This is a genomic window from Acinetobacter sp. V89_7, assembly GCF_029967895.1.
Lineage (GTDB): Bacteria > Pseudomonadota > Gammaproteobacteria > Pseudomonadales > Moraxellaceae > Acinetobacter > Acinetobacter soli.
Genome location: NZ_JASCAJ010000032.1, coordinates 137,779 through 160,395, shown reverse-complemented (window position 1 = coordinate 160,395; position 22,617 = coordinate 137,779). Strand labels below are relative to the sequence as shown.

Genomic DNA, 22,617 nt, shown 5'->3' with positions numbered 1-22,617 from the left:
ATCTAAAATTATTTGATTTTAGCTTCTTTGAAAATCACGTGTTGACGGATTTTTGGATCAAATTTTTTGATTTCCATTTTTTCCGGCATAGTACGTTTGTTCTTCGTGGTAGTGTAGAAATAACCAGTACCAGCTGAAGAAACTAAGCGAATCTTGTCACGCATTGCAAGGTCTCCTTAGATCTTTTGGCCTTGAGCACGAAGATCAGCTACAACCTTTTCAATGCCCAATTTGTCGATGATACGCATACCTTTAGTGGTTAGACGAAGACGTACGAAACGTTTTTCGCTTTCTAACCAGAAACGGTGGTGGTGCAGGTTCGGCTCGAACCGGCGCTTGGTTTTGTTGTTGGCGTGTGAGACGTTGTTTCCAACGACTGGACGCTTGCCGGTAACTTGGCAAACCTTAGACATGGTGGAACTCCATTGATTTAGCCAACAGCAAATCTGTGGCCAGTCATACAAATAAACGGATTGAATTTATTCAAGGGGCGTTTTATACCAAAAATACGATTAAAAGACAAGCGAATTCGGTAAAAACGCGGCATGAAGCTGTGTAACAGATCATGCCTTGATCAGGTTATCGAAGAAGTGTTTTCGAAATAAGCCGATGAATCGGTTTGTTAAATGGTGGCAGAATATATTTTAAGCTATAGAGCTTTGGATTCGACATCATTGAACGTTCATGCGACAAGTTGAAAAAACCTTCAGGGCCATGGTATTTACCCATACCCGATGCACCGACGCCTCCAAACGGAAGATCATCCTGCGCCACATGAGTCAATACCGTGTTGATTCCGAAGTGGCCCGAATGCGTGCGCTGTGCAATGTAATCGGCACGTGCCTGATCAAAGTCGAAGTAGTATAGCGCAAGTGGGCGTGGACGGCGATTAATAAACTCGATCACGTCTTCCATTTGATCATATTCAAAAATTGGGAAGATAGGACCAAAGATTTCATTCTTCATGATGTCCATTTCGGTGGTGACCCCAGTGAGTAGCGTTGGGGCAATCTTGCGCACATCTTCAAGTGATTCATTATGTGGATTGATTTCGATAATACGTGCGCCTTGGGCACGTGCATCATCTAAATAGCCTTGCAGGCGTCGATACTGCTTGTCGTTGACAATTGACGTGTAATCTTGATTGTCACGCAAATGTGGATACATCCCCGTTGCGATCAGCTTGAAGTTTTCAATAAACTCCGCAGCACGGCCTTTAGGTAAAAAGAGATAATCCGGTGCGACGCAGGTCTGACCTGCATTCCAGAGTTTACCCACCGCAAGGCGCTGCGCAGCCTCTTTCATGTCCATTGATGGATGGACAATGGCTGGGGATTTTCCACCCAGCTCTAAAATCACCGGTACCAGATTTTCTGCCGCAGCCGCCATCACCGTTTTACCCACTGCAGTTGAGCCGGTAAAAATCATCTTGTCGAAGGGAAGGTGGCTAAAGGCATCCGAGATGGCACCACCGCCATTAATAACGGTAACCAACTCTTGCGGGAAAGCTTCTGAAAGGGCATTTTCAAGGACTTGACCAAATTGACTAGAGGCACTGGAAATTTTAATCATGGCGTGGTTGCCAGCGGCCAGCGCACAAATAAGTGGCCCTACAGACAGCAGCAATGGATAGTTCCAAGGCGTAATAATCCCAATTACACCGAGCGGTTGATACTCGACCCAGCCTTTGGCCGGTTGATGCAAAATACTGATATGGCGTTTGGACGGTTTCATCCACTGTGTCAAATGCTTGCTATAATAGCCAATATGTTCGAGACAGGTGAGTAGTTCACCGATTTTGGTTTCACCAATCGAACGGTTGCCATAATCGCGATTAATGGCCTCTGCAAACTGGTCCTGATATTTGACCAAAATACGTTTCAGACGAGCCAATCGATCAATACGATCTTTTGCAGATGGAACAGGATAACGCTCATAGGCACGTTTTTGCTGCTCTAGGACATCGTGTAAGTGATGAACATCAAGTGAATGTGGAGTCATCGAAGTTGTTTTTGTTTGACTGTTCATGACGCGTTACCATAGTGTGGAACTGAGCTATATATAATTTTTAGAGTAAATACTCTAAAGAGTCAAGAAGGTTTCTGTGTTAGTTTTCTAATGCATTAGATATCAACGGTTGTAAACAATGTCCGCATCGAAAACAGTCAAAACGAAAGATCGTATTTTGCATACCAGCTTGCAACTGTTTAATGAGCGTGGTGAGCGGTCTGTCACCACCAATCATATTGCCTCTGAATTGGGCATTAGCCCGGGTAATTTGTATTATCACTTTCGCAACAAGCAAGAGATTATTAAGGAGCTTATGGAGCAGTACCAGCGTGAAACACTGGATATGCTGGCCTTGCCCAAAGATCGATTGCTCAATGCCAATGACAAGATTCGTTATTTTCAAGTGCTCAGTAGTCAGTTATGGGAATACCGTTTTTTGCATCGGGATGTTTATCATTTAATTGAAAACAATGATGACTTTAAAAAGATCTATCCAAAATTTGCTGGGCAGGTGATGCAGCAAGGGCAAAAAATTTATCAGGCTTTCGTCGACGCGGGTTTGATGAAAATGACGGCTTCTGAAATTGAAGCCCTGATCATCAATTTATGGATTGTGCTGACCAACTGGACCAACTTCTTGTATATGTCGGGCCATATTAGCGACAGTAATCATCTGGAAGAAAAATGGGTGTGGCAGGCACTACGTCAAATGGTATTTTTAGAAGGGCCATATTTGATGGGAGAAAGCCGCGAAACCTACGAGCGTTTGCTTGAGAGCTTTGGTCCATCTGATTTGTTTGCGCGCATTTCCTCGAAAACCGAGTAATTGTCAGACCCTATTCAGTCTGCGATAAAAACGCGCTAGAATAGCCCGCTTGTTTTTAAACTGACCTATAGTGATATTAATCAAATGAACACCACTACTGCCAATACAGCACGTCTACTGATTACTTGTGAAGACAGGCCCGGGATCGTGCAAGCTGTATCGAGCTTTTTGTATCATCAGGGAGCAAATATTACCGCACTTGATCAATACGCTACAGAGGCTCAAGGCGGACGTTACTTCATGCGTGTTGAGTTTGAGTTAGAACATTTACAAAGTCGTAAGGATACCTTGATTCAGACTTTTTCGGCCAATGTTGCAGAGCGCTATAACATGCAATGGCGTTTGGCATTTGTCAACGATCTGAAAAAAGTGGGTGTTTTGGTATCGAAAGTGGATCATGCCTTACTTGAATTGCTTTGGCGTCATGCGCGCGGTGGTTTACCGTGTGAAATTACCAAAGTCATTTCAAATCACGAAGATTTACGTGAGGCCGTGGAAAACTTTGGTATTCCATTTGAAGTGGTGCCCGTCAACAAGGAAAACAAACGCGAAGCGTACGCCAAAATTGATGAATTGATGCAGGGCAATGACTTGTTAGTCCTTGCACGTTACATGCAAATCCTAGATGAGACTTTTGTTGAAAACTGGGAGATGAAAATTATTAATATTCATCACTCATTCTTGCCTGCATTTGTAGGGGCAAATCCGTACAAGCAAGCGCATGAAAAAGGGGTGAAGCTGATTGGTGCAACTGCTCACTACGTGACTGCGGATTTGGATCAGGGGCCGATCATTGAACAAGATGTCGAGCGTGTCAATCATGACTTTACTGTTGAGCAATTACGCGAGCTGGGCCAAGATGTTGAGCGTAACGTACTGGCACGTGCAGTCAAATGGCACTTAGAAGATCGAATTATTGTCGATGGCAACAAAACTGTCGTGTTTCAATAAGTTTATTTCCTAAAAAAGTATGCATGCCGCATACTTTTTTTAATCTTATTGATGTTATGATATAGCATTTCATTTAAAGGATGTGTACCAGTCATGCATCTTGATATAAAGAGGGTGTATCGCATTTTCCAATCAAATGAGAAATATTGAAATTTCAGTAGATCTTTTGAATGTGAAAAAAAACAGTTGAAAATGAAAACACTTCTCATTTATTATTGCGATACTTTAATTGTTTGAACCGATAAGCTGTATCGCGATGACATGTTGTGATTGTGAATTGCTTCTCAAATAGGTAATTAGATTCTTATGAGTCAATCTCCTGCACTATCGATGAATTCTACACCTCCGAATTCTCCCAATCCGATGAAGAAAAAAGTCGTCACTGCACTTGTCGCGGTTGTGATTGGCCATGCGGGAGTGTTATGGGCTGTCAACCAGATGAAAAGCCCAGAACTCAAACCCATTGAACAAAAACCACTCAATGTGCGCTTTGTAAAAATTCAAGCACCGCCGCCGCGCCCACCTGAACCAAAGCCTGAACCGAAAAAAGAGCAACCTAAGCCGAAAAAAGAGGTGAAGGAAGTCAAGGTGGTAGAGAAAGTTGCACCACCACCGAAAAAAGTCGAAAAGGTTCAACAGGTCAAGCAAGCAGAAACGCCAAAACAAGTGGTGAAAACTGAGCCTCAGGTAGACTTCAAACCAGTGACGACAACCACCACCGTTACGGAAAAGGTTGTTGAAAAAGCCAAGCCTCAACCTGCTGCACAGCCGCAGGTGAACCGCGACCCGTCACCAAAGAGTGTATCGATTGGCGGTGCTGGGGTGCAGTGGAGTCGCACACCGCGTCCTTCATATACCAACCGTGATTTGCAAGGTCAAACACGCAGTATTGTGGTGATGATTGAGGCGGACGAAACTGGCAAGATTATCAATGCGCGGATTACCCGTAGTAGTGGTGTGCCTGCGCTTGATGACAAGATTCTGCGTGCGGTACGTAGTGCAAAATTTAAACCGTATAAAGAAAATGGTGTTGCTTACCCTATTCGTGCTGAGCAACCCTTTGACTTAACATTAAATCCTAACGGCTAACATTTTCAGGAGTTCGAGTATGAACTTTTCAGTTTATTGGCAACATGCAGATGCAGTCAGCAAAACACTGTACTTCGTGCTTTTGGCAATGTCGATTGCAACCTGGACGATTCTTATCTTACGTTTGATGGGAACCCGCCAATTAAAACAACAAGCTTATGCTCAACTCGCTAAAGCACTGAGCAGTCTGAAAGCCAAGTTTGTTCACTTGACTTTCGAGCAGCGTAAGGCAGTGGCAGAGCAGGCGTTACTGCGTCAGATTTCTGCAGAAAAATCCAGTGCAGAAAAAGGCGTTGCAGTACTCGGTACCATTGCTTCTTTGGCACCGTTTGTCGGTCTGTTTGGTACGGTTTGGGGAATCTTCCATGCGCTGGTGGCAGTGGGTAAAAGCGGACAAGCAGGGTTGGCACAAGTTGCGACACCGGTAGGTGAAGCGCTGATCATGACCGGTTTAGGTCTGGCCGTTGCGATTCCTGCGGTATTGGCATACAACATCTGTGTACGTTACAACCGCGGTTTAGCACATGATTTACAAGATCAGGCTCATAGCTTGCTGATCGATACCATGTTGCAGCAAGAATCTGCTGAACACAAAACTGAAGTGAAGGCAGCGCAACAAAGCTTTGCTGGAGGTCAGGCTTAATGGCATTTCAATTGGGTGAAGACCACGACAGTGGCATGAATGAGATGAATCTCATTCCGTTAATTGACATCATGTTGGTACTGATGATCATCTTTTTGGTCACAGCAACGGTTGCAAACCCATCGGTACCATTAAGTTTGCCAAAAACCACGGCTGAGATTCAGCCACCGCCACCGAAAGAGATTACCATTAGCATCAATGCCAATGGTGATGTCTCTTGGGGGCAAGAAACCATTACGTTAGATGAGCTTAATCAGCGTTTTCAAGAGGCAGGCCAGCAGGCGCAAAAGCCGACAGTTATGCTAAAAGCCGATAAAGCCTCACGTTATGATACTGTGGCACAAGTGATGTCTCGCGCGAGTGGAGCCGGACTCAGCGATATTGCTTTTGTCAGTGAAAATTAAACGCTCTAGATTGAGCGCAATAAAAAAGCAACTCGATCGAGTTGCTTTTTTTGTTCAGGCCTTAAGTAAAGACTGAAATTTGCTACGTAATTTAGCAATTTTTGGGGGAATTGCAAAATTACAAAAGCCTTGAGACGGATTCTTGGTGTAGAAATCTTGATGATAATCTTCAGCCGCATAAAAAGTAGGTACTGGGCTGAGCTCGGTGACTACATTCATGCCTTCGGCTTTTAACTCTTGAATGAGTTTTTCTGCATCTGCTTTTTGTTGCTCGTCAAAATAATAAATGACAGAACGATACTGCGTACCGATATCGTTGCCTTGACGGTTCAGCGTGGTTGGATCGTGGATAGCAAAAAACACGTGCAGTAAATCGTCGTAGCTGACCTGTGTTTCGTCAAAGTCCACCAAAATCACTTCTGCGTGATTGGTCTCACCTGTGCAGACTTGTTCGTAGGTCGGATTTTGTGTATCACCGCCTGCATAACCGCTGACAACTTTTTCGATGCCACGGATTTGTAAGAATACTGCTTCAGTACACCAGAAACATCCGCCGCCAAATAATGCCTGTTGCATGGTTTTCCTCGAAATAGCAAAGGGTTTTAATATCACGTTTTTTCGTTTACGTACAATCTATATTGAGGCGACCTGCTCAATTAAAAGACCATAAGACACAATGTCTTTATTTTGATGCATCGAGAGCCATCACGATACGTCCGCTTTGATCCATCAGAATGAGATGTTCAGGGCTTACTCGGTAACGCGATACGTTTGTAAGTGCTTGCTGATATTGCACACTGATGTTTTGATCCGTATTTGGACAAATCATCTTGGTCGATGCCGCAGCGCCCAATTGAAGTGATTCGGCGTCTGCCTTAAAACTTCCCATCATACGATTACATCCATCTGTACCGCTAAATCGCTGTGTTTTTGAATCAAATTTCAAACTCGGTTTATTCGCGACCTGAGTACTAATTTGAAAGCCATTAATTTCAGTAGCCGTCCAGTTGCGATCAAGCAGTACATTGGCCGTGCTCGCATTGGCGCTACTGCTAGAGGTTACAGCTGTTTTGGTCGTAGAATCAGTTGATGATGTCGAAGGGGTTACCGCACATCCGGTAAAAAGCACGCTTGCACACAGGCAAGTCCCTGTTAGCCATGTTTTGATCATGTTGATGTCTCTTTGCTTCACAACTTGTTCTTGAGCAGTAGCAAAACAAATCAATGTAGATACATCGAGTAGAAAAGCGTGTGATTGTGTAAGCTTATTTTACGAGATGATGAGACAAGATCTAACCCGATCGATTCTCGATCATTAAGAAAAAATATACAGCATAATCGGGTTGAAGAACGGGGTAATCCTCGAAGATTGAGGCGTCACTGCTTCGGCTGTGGAATACCATAACGAATCACTTCTGAGAAATTTAGACTGTTTTGGTGTTTGAATTTCTCATACTCGGCTGCCCGTTCATTGATGTAAGCCATCTGATACCACTTGGCAATGCTGTAGTCATGACTGAGTACATCTAAGTCATATAAGTAGTTTGGTAGGTATCCCGACGCCAGTAAGCGATAATCTTTAGGAAGTTCATCTGGATTGATGGCTTGTGCCATATCAAAAACCAAGGTGGTGCAGTTACTGGTCAGGGTGTTGTACCATTTTGGTGTTGCCCGTAGTTCATCTGAGGTTTTAAGGTATTCCAAAAATAAAGCCTTGGCTTGCTCTTTAGATACCTGAACAGGAAACAGATAGACCTGTTCATGGCGAACATTGCTGCGGGTATACACAATATCTTTTTCATCGGCTGCGACTAGGCTTAATTCAAACTGCCGAAAAAAACCACCAATTGCCGAAAAATTCTCATTTTTTTCCTTACGGATTTCGATGGAAAACACCAGTGGTTTTTGCTGTTCGAAATCAAAGCTCACCAAGGTATGGGCAATTTGCGGGCCCATCCAGTATGAGGTAATGATATTGACCCCTCGAAGCTGATTCAGGTTGTAATGGCGAGTTTCCCAGCGTTCGGTATACTGGCCATCAGGTTGCCAGTCAAAATTTCGTACATTGTGCAGGGTAATCTGATCTCCTTGGCGTTGGTAATCTAGTAGCCGAGCGACCTCAGGGTCCCAATCACGATTTTGCGCGGGCGCCAATGAAAAATACCACAGGAGTGCAACTAAGAATGCCAGCATGTACAGCACGATATCTTTACCGCGCCCTAAAATATGCTGACTGATATAAATCCCCAATACGCTGAGGGCAAAAACAATCCAGATCCCGATGAGAATTCGACTACCTAGCCATCCAAAAGGTTGCTGAATCCAGAGTGCTGCACACACCCAAATACTTGAGCAGATCACAAAAACACTGAAAATCATATGTAAAAGCCCCATCCCTAGGGCATGTAAAAATTCTTTTTTTCCAGTTGTATGCATAACCAACAATCAGCTAGGGATTGCCTTTATTTTCGGTAACTTGCGAACTCAAACGCAATACCTGTTTTGTCATCAATATGTGATTCACTGGCAATTTTTTTAAAGGCAGCAGGTCGGTCTGGATAAAATGCATCACCTTGCACATCAAGCTCGACATGCGTCAGCTCAAGCCGGTCGGCAATATCCAGTGTCTGACTAAAGATTTCTCCCCCGCCGATAATAAAGAGTGCAGGCTGATTCGCGGCTTTTGCCTCTTGGGCAGCACCTTCTAAAGCGGCTTCAATACTATGTGCTACATGTGTACCTGCGAATGACCAGTTTACATCGCGGGTAATCACCCAATTACTGCGGTTGGGCAATGCGCGCCCCATCGATTCAAGTGTCTTACGCCCCATAACCACCACGCCACCTTGGGTAATTGCTTTAAAGTGCTTGAGATCGGCGGGAATATGCCACGGCAATGCATTACCTTGGCCAATACACTGTTTCTGATCCATGGCCACCACGTGAACCACTTCTAAGCCTTGAAATGCCATTAATTGCTTTCCTTATACAGCGACAGGTGCTTTGATTGCAGGATGAGACTGGTAGTCAACAATCTCGATATCTTCAAATTTAAAATCAAACAGGTCGGTAATTTCAGGGTTTAATTTAAGCTGACAAAGTGGTAACGGTTCACGGGTGAGTTGCAGTTTGGCCTGTTCAAAATGGTTGGCATATAAATGTGTATCGCCACCTGTCCAGACAAAATCTCCCACGCCGAGGCCACAGACTTGCGCAATCATGTGAGTAAGGAGTGCATAACTGGCAATATTAAACGGCACACCCAAAAATACGTCGGCACTGCGCTGATATAACTGACACGACAATTTATTGTCTTGTACAAAAAACTGAAACAACGTGTGGCACGGTGGCAGTGCGACCTGTCCAGCTTCATTTGGATTCCAGCCAGATACAATCAAGCGGCGTGAGTTCGGATTGGTTTTAATTTCATTGACTAACCATGAAATCTGATCAAATCCGTCTTGGTTATAGCTGCCATCTGCATTTTTGCTGGCGCCAAAATTACGCCACTGATGACCATACACCGGGCCAAGCTCGCCTTCTGGGCGACCAAAACGCGCGGTTTGCTCAGCTGTCGCCCATTCGTCCCAAATGCTGACTTTGTTGTCCTTGAGGTACTGTACGTTAGTATCACCTTTTAGAAACCACAACAGTTCAATCACAATCGAACGAAAGTGTACTTTTTTGGTGGTGAGCAGAGGAAAGCCTTGGCTGAGGTCAAAGCGCATCTGATGACCAAATACAGAACGTGTTCCTGTCCCTGTACGGTCACCTTTATCGCCGCCATTGTCTAGGATATGTTGTAAAAGGTTTAAGTAGGTGCGCATGGTTCTCTCTAATCGTATAGTCGCCGCTTGGCTAAGCAACAACAAGTTTCAATCGACTGCAAATTTTAGCCGTTTTTGCCTTCAAAGAACAGCAAACAATCTTGCCTGCGTTATTTACGTGGCTCACGATAATGGGCGGTAGAGGCCAAGCATAATCCGAGCACGCTAAAGCCCAATACTTGCAGGCCCGGTATCCATTTTGATGAGTCGGGCAGCAGCGAAATAGTGATGATGAACGGTACAATTAGCAAGATGTGAGCGATTATGTGAAAGCCTTCGCGGTAAGGATTATCATGATGAATCTGTTGTCGTTTATGGCGAATGATATGCGTCACTATTCCAATCAAAACGCTGACCACGACATATTTCGGGCTAAGCGGCTGTATGTGCGAGAGCCAGTAAATCACTGCGCATAACGCAATACAAAATCCAAAACGTATCGGACGGGTGATACGCTCGGAATACCAAAACTCAAGCATCGGGATTCACGTCTGAATTTGAAGATCTAAACAAAAACTGTGGTGAAAAAATAAACACCGCCAGCGCCATAAAGGCGATCCCTTGAATACCCCACCACATCAGATTGTTCATGGTTTTTACAAACAACAGTGCAAAGATCAGTGCAATTGGAATCCAGGTCAGCAGGCGATACAGTAAACCAGTTGGCTTTTGCGCAGCAAAATGCAGCTTTAGGTAGCGACATATCAGAAAGATTATGCCTGTTCCTGTAAACATCAGCACCACGTCGAGTGGTAAAGGCTGATGATAAAACAGTGCAATCGCCACGATGAGGGTGAGAAGAAGAATGAAAAATTTTTGAATCCGAGAAATGTTCGGGTCAAACCAGAATTCAAGCATGTGCAGGTATCATTCAAAAAGAATAGGCAGAATTTACCACAAAAAATCAAAGGCGGGAAAAGCTTGACTTGACCCGCCTTTAAAATTAAAGCGATAGATGTTATCGGGTTTTGAGTGGTCCCCAGTCGTAAAGTTTACGGCGGTAGGCGTACCACATCATCCACAAGCCAATCAATAACATCGGCACAGTCAGAATCTGACCTTTGGTCATCCATCCAAATAAAATAAAGCCTTGATCTGCATCGGGCTCACGGAAGAATTCGATCACAAAGCGTGCTACACCGTATCCCATCAGGAATAAGGCAGACACTGCCATACGTGGTCGCGGTTTTGAGCTGAACCACCACAACAAGATAAACAGCAACAAACCTTCACAAATGGCTTGATAGATCTGGGAAGGGTGACGCACCAGATGAAACGGATCGGTTGGGAAGATCATCCCGAAAGGATAGTTCGGATCTTGGACTTCGCGACCATACAGCTCGCCCCCAATAAAATTACCAATACGGCCAAACATCAAACCGGTTGGGACGCAGGGTGCAATAAAATCCAATGTTTCAAACCAAGTTTTCTGGTATTTGCGGCACCACAAGATCATGGCCAACATCACGCCGATAAAGCCGCCGTGAAAACTCATACCGCCTGTCCAGACCTGAAACAGCCAGATCGGATTGGCAAGAAATTTGTCGAACTCGTAAAACAGTACATAGCCGACACGTCCACCCAGCACCACGCCGAGAGCGCCGTAAAAGACCAGATCGGAAACCATTTCCGAGGTCCAGCCATCACGTTGTTTTGCACGATAGGACGCGAGCCCCCAAGCACATAAAAATGCCAGTAAATACATCAGTCCATACCAATGGACCTTGAGCGGACCAAGCGAAACAGCAACCGGGTCTATATTGGGATAGGTGAGCATACCTGTACCTTGCTTTTATCTTTGCCAGAGATTTTAACGGAATGTCAGAAAAATGTTGTACATTCAATGTGTAAAGATGACGAGAAAAGATCATGTGTATTGTTGCCTTGGCATGGCAGGTGCTCGACCACACGCCTGTTTGTTTACTTTCAAATCGTGATGAGTTTTACGCGCGTCCCACTGCGTCTTTAAAGCAATGGCCCGATAGTCCGATTATTGCGGGTCAAGATCTGCAATCGGGTGGGACATGGATGGGCATTACAGCATCTGGACGCTGGGCGGTGGTGACCAATTTTCGTGATGGCAAAGATCAGCAGCACTATCCCACATCACGTGGGGCATTGATTGCCGATTTTCTACACTCAGATCTGTCGCCGATCCGTTTTGCAAAAACCCTTGAGCAACATCAGCAGGCATATGCGGGATTTAATCTATTTTTAGGTGATGCAACGCAGGCAGTCTATATGAGCAACCGCGGTGAAGCGCCACAAGTTTTGGCTAAAGGCGTTTATGTGGTCTCCAACGGTTTAATGTCGGAGCACTGGGAAAAAACAGCACATTTACGTAAGCGCTTTACCCAAGAGTTTTTACCTATGATGCAGGTGCATACACCCGCGGCAACTTTAGAGCATGCCGCGTGGGATATATTGGAAGATGAACGCAAGGTGATTCCTGAACGGCTACCCGAAACCGGAATTAGCCTTGAGATGGAAGAGCTGCTCTCTTCGACCTTTATTCAAAGCCCCGTATACGGCACACGGTGCTCAAATTTTCTGACGCTTGATGATCATCACTGGCACTGGCGTGAAAAAATTCAGCAGGGTGAGCAGCAGGGACAGATCACCGAGATCAAGATTGAACGACAATAATAAAAAAACTGGCCGAAGCCAGTTTTTTTATTATATGCGGGTTTAGGTACCTGCAATCACGCCACCGTCTTTACGCGTGATAACCACGGTCGCCGAGCGAGGGCGAGCTGTAGTATTGCTTGGGTCGGTTTGGGTTGCGGGCCAGTGACTGCTTGGCTTGTCGTAGCTGCTAGAATCTTCACCCGGATGCTGAACATTAATAAAGATGGCTTTATTGTCTGGCGTCATGGCAATGCCGGTAATCTCACATTCTTTTGGTCCCACCAAGAAACGGCGCAGATTTTCATCGGTTACTTTCGCGCCCACAATGGTTTGCTGGCCATTTGATGTCGTGGCTGTCGTACCGTCACCAAGGGTTCCCGGTAAAGCCGCCAACATCATGCAGTTGGTCACATCGGTATAAGCGCCGTCATCGGTTTGAATCCACAAGACGCCGCGTGCATCGAACCACATACCATCTGGGCTTGAAAAGTCGTTGTTGTCATTTAAACCCGACAGGTTAATATTTGCCGCCATTTTAGCTTCTGCGCCAAACAGGTAAATGTCCCATTTGAAGGTCGTAGCCGTGGTTTTGTTGTCGGTTTCTTTGAAACGGATGATATGACCGTTGACGTTACCTTTGTTGGTTTTGCTGCCCGCATAGGTGTCTTCATAGTTACGCGGATTGGCGGCATCGGTTGGGTAGCTACTGCCTCGGTTCGAGTTGTTGGTGAGGGTGACGTACACTTCACCATTTTCTGGATGCACCGTACACCATTCTGGGCGATCCATTTTCGTGGCACCAACACTGTCTGCGGCCAGACGCGCGAAGGTTACGACATCGGCCTGATGACGAAACGGATAGGTTTTGTTGCTGGCATCGAGGCCATTTTTACCATAGCTTAACTCGATCCACTGACCAGTGCCGTCATTGTTAAATTTGGCCACATACAAAATACCGCTGTTGAGATATTTATCACCTGCGGTATAGCCGCCATTGATATCTTTAACATCCCAGTTTGCCGTACTCACAAACTTATAGATGTATTCACCACGTGAGTCATCGCCCATATAAAAGGCCAGTGGCTGACCGGCAACCACGCGGCATGCGCTGTCTTCATGAGCAAAACGCCCCAGTGAAGTCCGTTTTACAGGGTTTTGGCGCACATCAAACGGATCGATTTCGACCATCCAGCCAAAGGTATTCGGGCTATTACGATAATCCTGCGCTGCCTGTGCTGCATTGACATCGGCATTCCAGCGGCTATAAAGGTCTTGTGCTTCAATTTGACCAATCGCCGTTTCCCAGCCGTAGCGCGAGCTGGCACCCGCTTTGAGGCCGTAACGGTTGAGTGCGATAATTTCATGCGGTTGACGTTTCAGGTCATCGCTGTTCGAACGCTGAAAATAGCCAATAAAGTTTTCTTCGGTGGTTAAATACGTGCCCCAAGGTGTATAACCATTGCCACAGTTGTTGTGGGTTCCTCGGGTTTGTTTACCGCTTGGCGAGTAGCTGGTCACCAACAGATCAGCACCGGCTGCCGCACCCGCAAAATCCATCACGGTCGAGGCCGTAATACGACGGTTAAAGACCGAACTTTGAATGAATTCGACTTTTTGCGTGGTGGCGTCTTTTTTAATGTGGATAATCGACACACCGTGTGCGTTCATTTCACGGAGTACTTCATCTTCTGGTCGGCGATTATCGACTTTGGTTGGGCCTTTCGGGTGCAAAAAGGTTGGATTGATGTATTCATGGTTCATCACCAACAACCCCTGTGTCGAGACGTTGTCATCAAAACGGTTGCTGCTCGTGTTTAAACCAAAATAATGCATGCCGTCGTGGCAGTCTCCAGAACGAAACTGGAAGCTCGGACCTGATGGAATATTGTTGTCGTCCCACGCACCAACACGCGGATTAATTGAATCGCCGAGCGCATAGAGTACTGTGGCTTGATAGCCTTCTGGTACTGTCACGATATCGTTTAAGTTTTTTGCGACAGGTTTGAAGTTGAGCTTTTCAGGGCGTTTGTTTGGATCAACCGCAGGGGTAGAGCTGTTATTGTCATCATTGCTATCGTTACAACCGGTCAATGTAGAGGCCAAGGCCAGTGCAACGGCACCGCTTGCCGTTTTTGCAATGAGTGAACGGCGAGACATCGATTGTTCTAAAATATCGCGGAAATGAATGTTGTCAGATGTATTGTTGTCTAACTCTTGATCTTCATGATATGGCGTTGGCTGTGTCATGTATTTTCCCCAAACAATAAATGGATATCAAAATTTTCCATTCAAAGTAGAGTTTTAATATGACGGTGTCTTTACATTCTGATTGCAATTCGATGAATTTAAGCAAGTTTTAAGTTTACACTGGATTGAAAAAAACTGGATGTATACCTGCAATTTAAACTGATCAAAAAAACTGAGCCCGCAGTTGCGAGCTCAATTTTTTATGGTTCAAGCCATCTAGATTAAGATTTTTTTACACTCGACGGCGCAATTGGGTCTGCGGTGATATAGCCGACAGCCGCAGCATAACCGTTGTTGTAATTGGCATTGATATAACTTTGCAAAGTACCTTTTACATTTGAGTGAATGCCTTCCCAGTCACCCGGGTGCTGGAAGTTGCTCATGATATAGGTCCAGCCATTAATCGAATCTACCGCATGCAAACCAGTCGATTCAGCGCCTGATGGTGTCGACAAAATACGCGAGAGTACTTTGGTATCAACGTTATACGCCCACAAGAAATTATTGACATGCATGCCGCTGTCTTCGCCAATAAATAAGGTGCGCAAACTTTCCGAAAACTTCAGGTTGTCTGGATTGGCAATTTTATTCGGATTTGCCGTATTGCCTAGCGCATCTGGCGATGCAAGATCTTCACCAGTAATCAAGACACGCGATTGATACGCAACCCAGTCACTATTGATGACCGCACCCGTCGAGTCGATTTGACCGCCTTTCATGTCGTGGGCAACCACGGCGCCTGAATTGATTGCAGCACTAAATGACACGTTATTAGATTCTGTCCAGCCAGCGCCATTTTTGACCATCGATTTTTGTAAATACGATACGGCAGAGTAAGCCACTTTATCTTTGATATTGACGGTTGTTCCTTCAAGTTTGGTAAAGGCCATACTACCGCCTTTAAGTGCTGCATAACGGTGTGTTTCAAGAAACGCCGCAGCTTTTTCCATTCCCGATTTAACTTTTACCCAGAGGGTTTTGGCATTGAGGATAATCTTGGTGTAACCAGTTAGATCGGCAGGTTGAGTGGTCAGACTCTCCATGATATCGCTTGGCTTGATTTTGCGAACGTTAATCAGGTCTGAAATCTCTTGGCTGGTGGCGTGACCTAAATTAATCCATTGAATTGGGGCAATGGTATTTTCAGAAAATACACTGGTGTATTTGGCGACATAAAGTGTACCTGCAGATAAGTCTTTTTCTTTGTCTGCAACAAACATGAAAAAGCCACCGTTGGTATAGTCATCACCCATAATTAAGGTACGGTTGTCTGGCATTACTTGCACCAGTTCATGAGAAATACGCCCCAAACAGAAATGCTTCTTCACGCTGCCTGTACCGTCTTTATTGACTGTAATTTCAGGCAAGTGACCATAGTTGTACGGATTGGCAGTCGTGCTATCACCAAAATAGTTTTGGCTATATGCGGTCACGGTACTCAACGCTGTACCAATACCCTGATCAAAGGCGTCTGGCTCGTATTCTTCACTCGACAGATGTGTTCCCCACGGTGACATACTGGCACCACAGGTGATCCAGAGTCCGTAGGCACTCGACATATCAACGTTGTAATATTTCTTCAGCTCTAAATGACCGGTTTTTTGGTCTTGATCGAGTGTCAAAATCGCAATCGGAGAAGGCAGCTTGCCATACATGCTGGCACCTGCCTGATCTTTAGTGGTGTATTCAAATTGCACTACATGAAAAACCGGATTGGTGACACCTGCTACACTGGCATTGGGTACCGTAATTAATGAAGAACCATCTGGACAGTCAGAAAAGAATTGACGCTCTTTACCCGCTACCGACTTATCGACAATTGGGTTGCCTTTTGCATCGACATAACCCCCTGCAATAATGGTTCCACCACTCAGGTTAGGTACTGAATCGCCTGTTTTGAAGAATGGCTTATAGGCCAACTGATAATCAGTTTGTGAGCCGTCGTCCCAGCTTACGCTCAGTTTCGAGTTGACCGTTGTGGTGGCCATTGCAGCAGGATTGGCAAGTGAAGGGGCATCCATTGAGGTAAAGGTTGCCGTTTTTAAATTAACGGTTTTGGTTGGCATCGTAGTGGTGCCATTATCACTGTCATTGCAGCCTGCCAGTGTCGCAGCTGTTGCCATAGCTCCGAGTGGCAAAAAAGGAAGACCAGTAAACCATTTGAGTAGATCGCGACGGGTAGGATGTTGATTTGCCGGTGTCGTTGTCATGAGAGATCCGTGTTCATTATATGTGAGAAGGAAAACAGCACTGATTTTAGAAAAGCTTAATGACGCTTTTTTTGCACTTTGATGTCAGATTGAAGACAGTGTGATGAATGGCTTATATGAATTTATGAAACTGATGATGCGTAAAATACGAAAATAGCGCATAAAAAAACGCAGAGATTAAGCTCTACGTTTTTCCAGCATTTTTCCAAACAGAAGTCCCAATTCGAACAATAGCCACATTGGTACCGCGAGCATGATCATCGAAATCGCATCGGGTGGTGTAATAAACATTGAGATAAAAAAGCATCCCACCACAATAAAGCGTCGCTTTTCAATCAAGCTCTGAGTGCTTACAATGCCGATTAAAATAAGCAGCAAGGTGGCGATTGGAATTTCAAAGGTAAATCCAAAAACCAGAAATAATTTTAGACAAAAGTCCAGATAACTGTTGATGTCAGTCATCGGGGCAACGGTTTCTGGTGAAACACTCATAAAGAAATGCAAGATACCGGGCAGGGCAATAAAGTATGCAAATGCAATGCCGGTATAAAAAAGCACAATACTGCCTACAAGTAGCGGAATAGCCAGATGTCTTTCCTTTGCGTATAGCGCGGGCTTAATGAAGGTCCAAAGCTGAAATAGGATAAACGGCATCGCCAACATGAGTGCAACACATAGATTGAGCTTGAACGGCGCCATAAATGTAGCGGTAACGTCGGTGGCAATCATCGACGATGTACTTGGCATCTGGCGACGCAGAGGCTCAGATAGCCACTGATAGGTGGTGTTTCGAAAAGGCAATAAAATAAAAAACAAAAGCAGTGTCACGCCCACAATCTTAAAAAGATGACGTCTTAAAGCAATCAAATGTTGAGTAATAGGCATCTGCTCCAGAGACTCTGGTGCAGGCATGATGTCATTTGAAGGAAGCTGGCTCATACGGCAATCTTTAACTCGACAGAAGAATGTTGAGGAATCACATCGTTTTGGCGTTCACATCTTCGGGGTTGTTGATGTGTACAAAACGGTACAACGTGCTGTGGCACATGACACAAGATGTAAGTTGTTTTTAGCTGGGGTGCACAAGCGGCTTCAGGTTGCTCTGCGAGATGGATTCGTTGTTCTTGAGAGGCTTTTTCGATTTCTTTTAAACGGGCCTGCATACTTTGTTCTAACGAATGTAAACGGTCTAGCTCATCTTGCATTTCTTTTCTAAATTCAGACAGCTTGAGCTCACGATCAATCTCGTTTTGTATATTGGAAATGTAACGTTTGGCTCTGGCATACCAGCGGCCAGCAAAGCGTGCGGCAACCGGAAGTTTATCTGGGCCGAGCACCAGCAGGGCAATTATCCCAAAGCAAAAGAGTTCACCAAAACCGACATCTAACATAGCAACGTACTCTTAGCTTTTGGCAGAAGAACGCTCAGCCGTCTTCACTTCTGCATCAATCGTGCGCGGGGTGTGTAATTGCGCATTTTCTTCTGTTTCATCGCGCATTGATTTTTTAAAGTCTTTAACCGCGCCGCCGACATCTTTACCCAGATTTTTAAGTTTTGACGTACCAAATAACAGCACCACCACCACTAAAAAGATAATCACGTGCCAAATCGATAAACCTGCCATTTTTTCTACTCCAATGTTTTGCAGATATTTGAGCAAGAAGGCATGACAGGAATGTGACTGATTTATTTCAGTTTTAAGACAAGCGTATTTTAAGCGAGTACTGTTAGACTCAAGTTGAATGAGTTTATTAAACATATAAGGCGATGTTGTGAATTTAATTTTGCCCGTCGTGGCATTTATTGTTGGGCTTTTGCTGGCACAAGGAACATACAGTGAGCGACTCAAGCCATGGCTTGCCACAGTGCTTGCCCGTGTATTTATCCCAGTTGTCATTATTTACAACATGGTGTTTTATCAGGCGGGAAGTCTTGTCTTAATGCTGTTTAGCTTCGTTGTCTCTTTAATCTTATATGCTGTCTATATGGCCTTGTTTAAAGAGCGACTGGGCGCACTGTGCTTTAGTTATGTCAATATGGCGTGGCTGGGGTTTCCTTTTGCAATTGCGATTTTTGACCCTCAAATCAGTTCGGCCATGGTGGCACTTTATATTGGCGGTTCTATTTTTGGCAATATTTGGGCGGTCACAGCTGTTTCTGATGCGCCGCAGTCCATGCGAATCATTGTGCAAAAGGTCGTACAGTCTCCGCCATGTGTTGCGCTCATTCTGGCTGCGCTATGCCGAGTGGTCGGGATACAAAATATTCACGATCCTCACATATTTGAGCTTATTTACAGCGCTGCGAAAATAGGGATGAGCTTTGCTGGCATGTGTGTGCTCGGCATGTGGTTACGACATACAAAAGTGCATGTTCAGGATTTAAAACGTAGTGCTGCCATTTTAGGTTTAAAAGTGATCTGCGGCGTCGTGCTCTGCACATCAGCTTATTTTTATTTACCCATTGCCAATATACAGCAATCGATTGGCGTAATGTTTTTACTGTTTTGCTTGCCACCCGCGGCGAATATTGTGGCACTGGAAACACATTATCAAGGTACCGGTGTATCGGCTAAATATATTGCATCAGGTACAATCATGAGCTGTATATTAATTGCACTCTATGCACTGATAATTCATACAACATCTTTGCTGAGTTGGATGTAAGGCGAGCCTCACATCCACTTCGAGGCGTGATTAAACCGATGTCGAAAGACTGTCGCGGAAAAGCTGCATGGCTTTACCACGGTGACTGATTTTATTTTTTTGTTCTTTTGGCATTTCGGCGCTACTCATACCGAGTTGAGGCAGCCAAAACAGCGGATCATAGCCGAAACCGTGCTCACCTTGCGGTGCATTAAGAATCTCGCCGTGCCAGAAACCTTCAAAAATACGTGGTAGCGGATCATCAGCATGTTCCACAAAAGCCAATACACAGACAAACATACCGGCAATCGGCTGATTGTGCTGTCGATAAGGGCGTAAATCCTCTAAAAGCTTTGCGTTATTGGCGGCATCATTGCCATGATCGCCCGCATAGCGTGCTGAATAAATACCCGGCGCACCATCCAAAACAGGTACACACAGGCCCGAGTCATCTGCAATAGCGGGTTTGCCTGAAATCTTGGCGGCATGGCGCGCCTTGATAATGGCATTTTCGATAAAGCTTAAACCATCTTCAATAGCATCGGGAATATTGAGCTGACCTTGCGGAATGACATTAACAGGAAGTTTGAGTTCGGCAAACATCTTTTCAAACTCACTAATCTTCCCTTTATTGTTACTGGCTAAGACCAGTGTGCCTTGATTTAACCATGCTGAATTGGACATAACAAATGCTCGAACAAAATTTTGAGGTGATTTTAACAAAAGAAAAAGCACCCGAAGGTGCTCTTAATGCTAAAAAAAATTTACTGCGCTTGAATCCATTTGTCTGCACGGTCAACCGCTTGACGAATCTGATCTTGGGTCAGGTTTGCTGCCAAAGCTGTTTTTTTGCTTTGCGACATATTGATGACTTTATTGTCAAGCATGCCATCGCGGGTGGACAGTTCGTACCACTGATAAGCACCCTGATAGTTTTTCTTTTGCTCTTCCATCATTGCCAGATTGTAGCTGGCACGGTTATCACCATTGCTGGCCGCTTTTTCAAAATACTTACGCGCCATGCTTTCGTTTTTAGCTACACCCACGCCATCTGCATACATACGGCCTACATTTAACTGAGCAGGGGATAAGCCTTGATCTGCTGCTGCTTTAAACCAGGTAAACGCTTGCTTATCATCTTTGGCAACATCTTTACCATGTTGGTAATGTGCGCCCAGATAAAACTGAGCACCTGCCTGACCAGCTCGTGCAGCTTGAGTCAGTTCGCTGATACTCATCACTGAATAACGTGCAGCCTGTGCAGCAATCGATTGGGGTTGTGGAACGTAATCGGCATGTGCTTGAAAACTTAAAAGTCCAATTACTAGTGTGCCAAACAGTGCTTTTTTCATAGAGCGCTCACTCGATAAATTGCGACTTCACCAAACAAATTCGGGACATGCTTACTCAGAAGGCTCCCTTGCTGATTCCCATTCACGGCAAGTCGATTAATAATTTGAATATCATTTTCAGCACAGAGTGCTTCAAAATCCTTAAATGTACACAGGTGGATATTGGGTGTGTTATACCACATATACGGCAGCGCATCTGAAACAGGCATCATTCCTTTCAAGGCTAAAAAAGAGCGCGTTTTCCAGTGCGCAAAGTTTGGAAAGGTAATAATGGCTTGTTTCCCTACACGCACCATATCGCGTAATAACACGTCTGGTGCATCGACGGCTTGCAGTGCTTGTGCCATCACCACCGAGTCAAAAGACTGGTCGGCAAAACGGCTCAAGCCCAAGTTCAAATCCTGTTGAATAATATTTAACCCGCGACTGACCGCAATTGCAATCTTTTCTTGATCAATTTCTAGTCCATAGGCACGAATTTGATGTTTTTTGCTCATATGGGCCAATAATTCACCATCGCCACAGCCCAAATCCAGCACACTTGTACCCGGTTTAATCCATGTTTCTGCCAGTTGTTGGTCAATACGCATTAGATCGCCTCCAGATTTGGTGTCGATTTGAGATGTGCCTCACCACCTAAAAATGCGCGAAGCGTTTTGACGTAAAGTGGAATCGGAAACAAAAATGAATCGTGACCTTGCTCGGCATCGATATCGAGATAAGTCACAGGTTTATGATTGGTAATCAGCGCATCTACAATTTCTTGTGAACGCTCAGGTGCAAAACGCCAGTCGGTGGTAAAAGACACCACTAAAAAGCGACATTGTGTTTTGGCCATGGCGCGGGTCAGCGACTGCTCGTATTCACGTGAAGGATCAAAGTAGTCGAGTGCCTTGGTCATGATTAAATACGTATTGGCATCAAAGTTTCGGCTAAATTGCTCGCCTTGATAACGTAAATAACTTTCGACCTGAAACTCAACATCAAAGCCATACATAAATTTACCCGATTTTAAGTCTCGGCCAAATTTTTGCTTCATGGCTTCTTCTGATAAATAGGTAATATGCCCCACCATACGTGCCAAAATCAGACCACGTTTTGGGTAACTGTCATGTTCTAAATAACGACCGTGATAGAAGTCGGGGTCGGAAAGAATCGATTGGCGGGCCACCTCATTAAAGGCAATATTTTGTGCAGAAAGCTTTGGCGCACTGGCAATAATCACACAGTTTTTGAGACGATCTGGATAATCGACCGACCATTGCAGTGCCTGCATTCCGCCCAAAGAGCCACCAATTACGGCATACCATGCATCAATTTTTAGACGGTCTGAGAGTAATGCTTGTGTTTTGACCCAGTCACGCACCGTCACCAGTGGAAAGTCAGGACCATAAGGACGGTTTTCATTTTCAGGATTAGGAGATGTCGGGCCTGTCGATCCGTTACATCCGCCAATGTTGTTTAAGGCCACCACAAAAAATAAATTGGTATCAATTGCTTTGCCGGGGCCTATGCATGCATCCCACCAGCCTGCTTTTTTATCGTCTTGATGATGATAACCTGCTGCATGATGATGGCCAGATAAGGCATGGCAAATCAAGATGGCATTCGAATGATCGGCATTGAGTGTACCGTAGGTTTCAACCATAAGTTCGAAACGCGGCAAGATACGTCCACATTCTAAATGCAAAGGATCTTCAAATTGGAATTTTTGCGGAGTAACCAACCCCACTGAGTCAGATGGAAAAGACACGGGAGCAATTCGCCTTTTATCTTTAAATCAA

27 protein-coding genes are annotated in these 22,617 nt (G+C 44.9%); 7 read left to right on the top strand and 20 right to left on the bottom strand.

Annotation, left to right across the window (positions count from 1 at the left end; translation table 11 throughout):
* Window positions 1–8: 8 nt before the first annotated feature.
* From rpmG to QLG00_RS13480, 3 genes are all read right to left on the bottom strand, one after another.
* Window positions 9–164: a 50S ribosomal protein L33 gene (gene rpmG, locus QLG00_RS13490; protein WP_001205031.1), complete on the bottom strand. Its 156-nt coding sequence runs from the start codon at window positions 162–164 to the stop codon at window positions 9–11.
* Window positions 165–176: 12 nt separating this feature from the next.
* Window positions 177–413 (bottom strand): 50S ribosomal protein L28, encoded by a 237-nt coding sequence (rpmB, locus tag QLG00_RS13485; protein WP_000048256.1) that lies wholly within the window; start codon window positions 411–413, stop codon window positions 177–179.
* Window positions 414–579: 166 nt separating this feature from the next.
* The gene (locus QLG00_RS13480; RefSeq protein ID WP_004932763.1) at window positions 580–2,028 is read right to left on the bottom strand and encodes a coniferyl aldehyde dehydrogenase; all 1,449 of its coding nucleotides are present in this window, start codon (window positions 2,026–2,028) and stop codon (window positions 580–582) included.
* Between the two features lie 118 nt (window positions 2,029–2,146).
* On the opposite strand from QLG00_RS13480, the gene QLG00_RS13475 reads away from it, so the two are divergent.
* The 5 genes from QLG00_RS13475 (at window position 2,147) to QLG00_RS13455 (ending at window position 5,923) form a co-directional block, all read left to right on the top strand.
* The gene (locus QLG00_RS13475; protein WP_004932767.1) at window positions 2,147–2,836 is read left to right on the top strand and encodes a TetR/AcrR family transcriptional regulator; all 690 of its coding nucleotides are present in this window, start codon (window positions 2,147–2,149) and stop codon (window positions 2,834–2,836) included.
* A gap of 84 nt (window positions 2,837–2,920) precedes the next feature.
* Window positions 2,921–3,787 carry a formyltetrahydrofolate deformylase gene (purU, locus tag QLG00_RS13470; protein WP_004932769.1) on the top strand — a complete coding sequence of 289 codons (867 nt, stop codon included), beginning with the start codon at window positions 2,921–2,923 and terminating at the stop codon, window positions 3,785–3,787.
* A gap of 306 nt (window positions 3,788–4,093) precedes the next feature.
* Entirely contained in the window at window positions 4,094–4,876 is a 783-nt protein-coding gene (locus QLG00_RS13465) for an energy transducer TonB (protein ID WP_282471200.1), read from the top strand.
* Between the two features lie 19 nt (window positions 4,877–4,895).
* Window positions 4,896–5,519, top strand: a complete 624-nt coding sequence (locus tag QLG00_RS13460) for a MotA/TolQ/ExbB proton channel family protein (protein ID WP_004943757.1) — start codon at window positions 4,896–4,898, stop codon at window positions 5,517–5,519.
* A complete protein-coding gene (locus tag QLG00_RS13455; protein WP_004932775.1) occupies window positions 5,519–5,923 on the top strand; it encodes a biopolymer transporter ExbD in 405 nt (134 codons plus the stop codon). Before QLG00_RS13460 ends, QLG00_RS13455 begins: the two co-directional genes overlap by 1 nt.
* A gap of 54 nt (window positions 5,924–5,977) precedes the next feature.
* Here the strand turns inward: QLG00_RS13455 and msrA are convergent, their stop codons facing one another.
* From msrA to lgt, 8 genes are all read right to left on the bottom strand, one after another.
* Window positions 5,978–6,499 carry a peptide-methionine (S)-S-oxide reductase MsrA gene (gene msrA / locus QLG00_RS13450; RefSeq protein ID WP_004932778.1) on the bottom strand — a complete coding sequence of 174 codons (522 nt, stop codon included), beginning with the start codon at window positions 6,497–6,499 and terminating at the stop codon, window positions 5,978–5,980.
* Window positions 6,500–6,605: 106 nt separating this feature from the next.
* Window positions 6,606–7,094, bottom strand: a complete 489-nt coding sequence (locus QLG00_RS13445) for an META domain-containing protein (RefSeq protein ID WP_282471199.1) — start codon at window positions 7,092–7,094, stop codon at window positions 6,606–6,608.
* A gap of 206 nt (window positions 7,095–7,300) precedes the next feature.
* Entirely contained in the window at window positions 7,301–8,359 is a 1,059-nt protein-coding gene (locus tag QLG00_RS13440; protein WP_282471198.1) for a DUF4105 domain-containing protein, read from the bottom strand.
* Between the two features lie 26 nt (window positions 8,360–8,385).
* Window positions 8,386–8,895: a dihydrofolate reductase gene (locus tag QLG00_RS13435; RefSeq protein WP_151977674.1), complete on the bottom strand. Its 510-nt coding sequence runs from the start codon at window positions 8,893–8,895 to the stop codon at window positions 8,386–8,388.
* A gap of 12 nt (window positions 8,896–8,907) precedes the next feature.
* Window positions 8,908–9,750, bottom strand: a complete 843-nt coding sequence (gene thyA / locus QLG00_RS13430) for a thymidylate synthase (RefSeq protein ID WP_004932789.1) — start codon at window positions 9,748–9,750, stop codon at window positions 8,908–8,910.
* 110 nt (window positions 9,751–9,860) lie between these two features.
* The gene (locus QLG00_RS13425; RefSeq protein ID WP_282471197.1) at window positions 9,861–10,229 is read right to left on the bottom strand and encodes a hypothetical protein; all 369 of its coding nucleotides are present in this window, start codon (window positions 10,227–10,229) and stop codon (window positions 9,861–9,863) included.
* Window positions 10,222–10,608, bottom strand: a complete 387-nt coding sequence (locus QLG00_RS13420; protein WP_004943745.1) for a hypothetical protein — start codon at window positions 10,606–10,608, stop codon at window positions 10,222–10,224. Before QLG00_RS13420 ends, QLG00_RS13425 begins: the two co-directional genes overlap by 8 nt.
* A gap of 100 nt (window positions 10,609–10,708) precedes the next feature.
* The gene (lgt, locus tag QLG00_RS13415; RefSeq protein ID WP_004932795.1) at window positions 10,709–11,527 is read right to left on the bottom strand and encodes a prolipoprotein diacylglyceryl transferase; all 819 of its coding nucleotides are present in this window, start codon (window positions 11,525–11,527) and stop codon (window positions 10,709–10,711) included.
* A 92-nt stretch (window positions 11,528–11,619) separates the two neighbouring features.
* Between lgt and QLG00_RS13410 the strand changes: the two genes are divergently transcribed.
* The gene (locus QLG00_RS13410; RefSeq protein WP_151867349.1) at window positions 11,620–12,396 is read left to right on the top strand and encodes an NRDE family protein; all 777 of its coding nucleotides are present in this window, start codon (window positions 11,620–11,622) and stop codon (window positions 12,394–12,396) included.
* Window positions 12,397–12,438: 42 nt separating this feature from the next.
* Here QLG00_RS13410 and QLG00_RS13405 read toward each other — a convergent pair whose 3' ends face one another.
* From QLG00_RS13405 to tatA, 5 genes are all read right to left on the bottom strand, one after another.
* Window positions 12,439–14,625: a PhoX family phosphatase gene (locus QLG00_RS13405; RefSeq protein WP_282471196.1), complete on the bottom strand. Its 2,187-nt coding sequence runs from the start codon at window positions 14,623–14,625 to the stop codon at window positions 12,439–12,441.
* Window positions 14,626–14,846: 221 nt separating this feature from the next.
* Window positions 14,847–16,835 carry an alkaline phosphatase PhoX gene (locus tag QLG00_RS13400; RefSeq protein WP_004932802.1) on the bottom strand — a complete coding sequence of 663 codons (1,989 nt, stop codon included), beginning with the start codon at window positions 16,833–16,835 and terminating at the stop codon, window positions 14,847–14,849.
* Window positions 16,836–17,012: 177 nt separating this feature from the next.
* Window positions 17,013–17,774 (bottom strand): twin-arginine translocase subunit TatC, encoded by a 762-nt coding sequence (tatC, locus tag QLG00_RS13395; protein WP_004932804.1) that lies wholly within the window; start codon window positions 17,772–17,774, stop codon window positions 17,013–17,015.
* Window positions 17,771–18,226, bottom strand: coding sequence for a Sec-independent protein translocase protein TatB (tatB, locus tag QLG00_RS13390; protein ID WP_151796136.1), 456 nt, complete (start codon window positions 18,224–18,226; stop codon window positions 17,771–17,773). Before tatB ends, tatC begins: the two co-directional genes overlap by 4 nt.
* A gap of 12 nt (window positions 18,227–18,238) precedes the next feature.
* On the bottom strand, window positions 18,239–18,460 hold the full coding sequence (tatA, locus tag QLG00_RS13385; protein ID WP_004932808.1) for a Sec-independent protein translocase subunit TatA: 222 nt from the start codon (window positions 18,458–18,460) through the stop codon (window positions 18,239–18,241).
* 148 nt (window positions 18,461–18,608) lie between these two features.
* On the opposite strand from tatA, the gene QLG00_RS13380 reads away from it, so the two are divergent.
* A complete protein-coding gene (locus tag QLG00_RS13380) occupies window positions 18,609–19,502 on the top strand; it encodes a permease (RefSeq protein ID WP_282471195.1) in 894 nt (297 codons plus the stop codon).
* Window positions 19,503–19,532: 30 nt separating this feature from the next.
* Here QLG00_RS13380 and rdgB read toward each other — a convergent pair whose 3' ends face one another.
* The 4 genes from rdgB to QLG00_RS13360 form a co-directional block, all read right to left on the bottom strand.
* Complete coding sequence (gene rdgB, locus QLG00_RS13375; RefSeq protein WP_282471194.1) at window positions 19,533–20,165, bottom strand: RdgB/HAM1 family non-canonical purine NTP pyrophosphatase; 633 nt, start codon at window positions 20,163–20,165, stop codon at window positions 19,533–19,535.
* 80 nt (window positions 20,166–20,245) lie between these two features.
* Complete coding sequence (locus QLG00_RS13370) at window positions 20,246–20,833, bottom strand: tetratricopeptide repeat protein (protein ID WP_004932816.1); 588 nt, start codon at window positions 20,831–20,833, stop codon at window positions 20,246–20,248.
* Window positions 20,830–21,423: a methionine biosynthesis protein MetW gene (metW, locus tag QLG00_RS13365; protein WP_004932817.1), complete on the bottom strand. Its 594-nt coding sequence runs from the start codon at window positions 21,421–21,423 to the stop codon at window positions 20,830–20,832. The genes QLG00_RS13370 and metW overlap by 4 nt, the downstream gene beginning before the upstream one ends.
* Window positions 21,423–22,586, bottom strand: coding sequence for a homoserine O-acetyltransferase (locus QLG00_RS13360; protein ID WP_004932819.1), 1,164 nt, complete (start codon window positions 22,584–22,586; stop codon window positions 21,423–21,425). Before QLG00_RS13360 ends, metW begins: the two co-directional genes overlap by 1 nt.
* Window positions 22,587–22,617 lie beyond the last annotated feature (31 nt).

Bases quoted from the DNA above. Each gene is read 5' to 3' on its own strand.
- rpmG (WP_001205031.1), bottom strand. From the start codon at position 164: ATGCGTGACAAGATTCGCTTAGTTTCTTCAGCTGGTACTGGTTATTTC.
- rpmB (WP_000048256.1), bottom strand. From the start codon at position 413: ATGTCTAAGGTTTGCCAAGTTACCGGCAAGCGTCCAGTCGTTGGAAAC.
- QLG00_RS13480 (WP_004932763.1), bottom strand. From the start codon at position 2,028: ATGAACAGTCAAACAAAAACAACTTCGATGACTCCACATTCACTTGAT.
- QLG00_RS13475 (WP_004932767.1), top strand. From the start codon at position 2,147: ATGTCCGCATCGAAAACAGTCAAAACGAAAGATCGTATTTTGCATACC.
- purU (WP_004932769.1), top strand. From the start codon at position 2,921: ATGAACACCACTACTGCCAATACAGCACGTCTACTGATTACTTGTGAA.
- QLG00_RS13465 (WP_282471200.1), top strand. From the start codon at position 4,094: ATGAGTCAATCTCCTGCACTATCGATGAATTCTACACCTCCGAATTCT.
- QLG00_RS13460 (WP_004943757.1), top strand. From the start codon at position 4,896: ATGAACTTTTCAGTTTATTGGCAACATGCAGATGCAGTCAGCAAAACA.
- QLG00_RS13455 (WP_004932775.1), top strand. From the start codon at position 5,519: ATGGCATTTCAATTGGGTGAAGACCACGACAGTGGCATGAATGAGATG.
- msrA (WP_004932778.1), bottom strand. From the start codon at position 6,499: ATGCAACAGGCATTATTTGGCGGCGGATGTTTCTGGTGTACTGAAGCA.
- QLG00_RS13445 (WP_282471199.1), bottom strand. From the start codon at position 7,094: ATGATCAAAACATGGCTAACAGGGACTTGCCTGTGTGCAAGCGTGCTT.
- QLG00_RS13440 (WP_282471198.1), bottom strand. From the start codon at position 8,359: ATGCATACAACTGGAAAAAAAGAATTTTTACATGCCCTAGGGATGGGG.
- QLG00_RS13435 (WP_151977674.1), bottom strand. From the start codon at position 8,895: ATGGCATTTCAAGGCTTAGAAGTGGTTCACGTGGTGGCCATGGATCAG.
- thyA (WP_004932789.1), bottom strand. From the start codon at position 9,750: ATGCGCACCTACTTAAACCTTTTACAACATATCCTAGACAATGGCGGC.
- QLG00_RS13425 (WP_282471197.1), bottom strand. From the start codon at position 10,229: ATGCTTGAGTTTTGGTATTCCGAGCGTATCACCCGTCCGATACGTTTT.
- QLG00_RS13420 (WP_004943745.1), bottom strand. From the start codon at position 10,608: ATGCTTGAATTCTGGTTTGACCCGAACATTTCTCGGATTCAAAAATTT.
- lgt (WP_004932795.1), bottom strand. From the start codon at position 11,527: ATGCTCACCTATCCCAATATAGACCCGGTTGCTGTTTCGCTTGGTCCG.
- QLG00_RS13410 (WP_151867349.1), top strand. From the start codon at position 11,620: ATGTGTATTGTTGCCTTGGCATGGCAGGTGCTCGACCACACGCCTGTT.
- QLG00_RS13405 (WP_282471196.1), bottom strand. From the start codon at position 14,625: ATGACACAGCCAACGCCATATCATGAAGATCAAGAGTTAGACAACAAT.
- QLG00_RS13400 (WP_004932802.1), bottom strand. From the start codon at position 16,835: ATGACAACGACACCGGCAAATCAACATCCTACCCGTCGCGATCTACTC.
- tatC (WP_004932804.1), bottom strand. From the start codon at position 17,774: ATGAGCCAGCTTCCTTCAAATGACATCATGCCTGCACCAGAGTCTCTG.
- tatB (WP_151796136.1), bottom strand. From the start codon at position 18,226: ATGTTAGATGTCGGTTTTGGTGAACTCTTTTGCTTTGGGATAATTGCC.
- tatA (WP_004932808.1), bottom strand. From the start codon at position 18,460: ATGGCAGGTTTATCGATTTGGCACGTGATTATCTTTTTAGTGGTGGTG.
- rdgB (WP_282471194.1), bottom strand. From the start codon at position 20,165: ATGTCCAATTCAGCATGGTTAAATCAAGGCACACTGGTCTTAGCCAGT.
- QLG00_RS13370 (WP_004932816.1), bottom strand. From the start codon at position 20,833: ATGAAAAAAGCACTGTTTGGCACACTAGTAATTGGACTTTTAAGTTTT.
- metW (WP_004932817.1), bottom strand. From the start codon at position 21,423: ATGCGTATTGACCAACAACTGGCAGAAACATGGATTAAACCGGGTACA.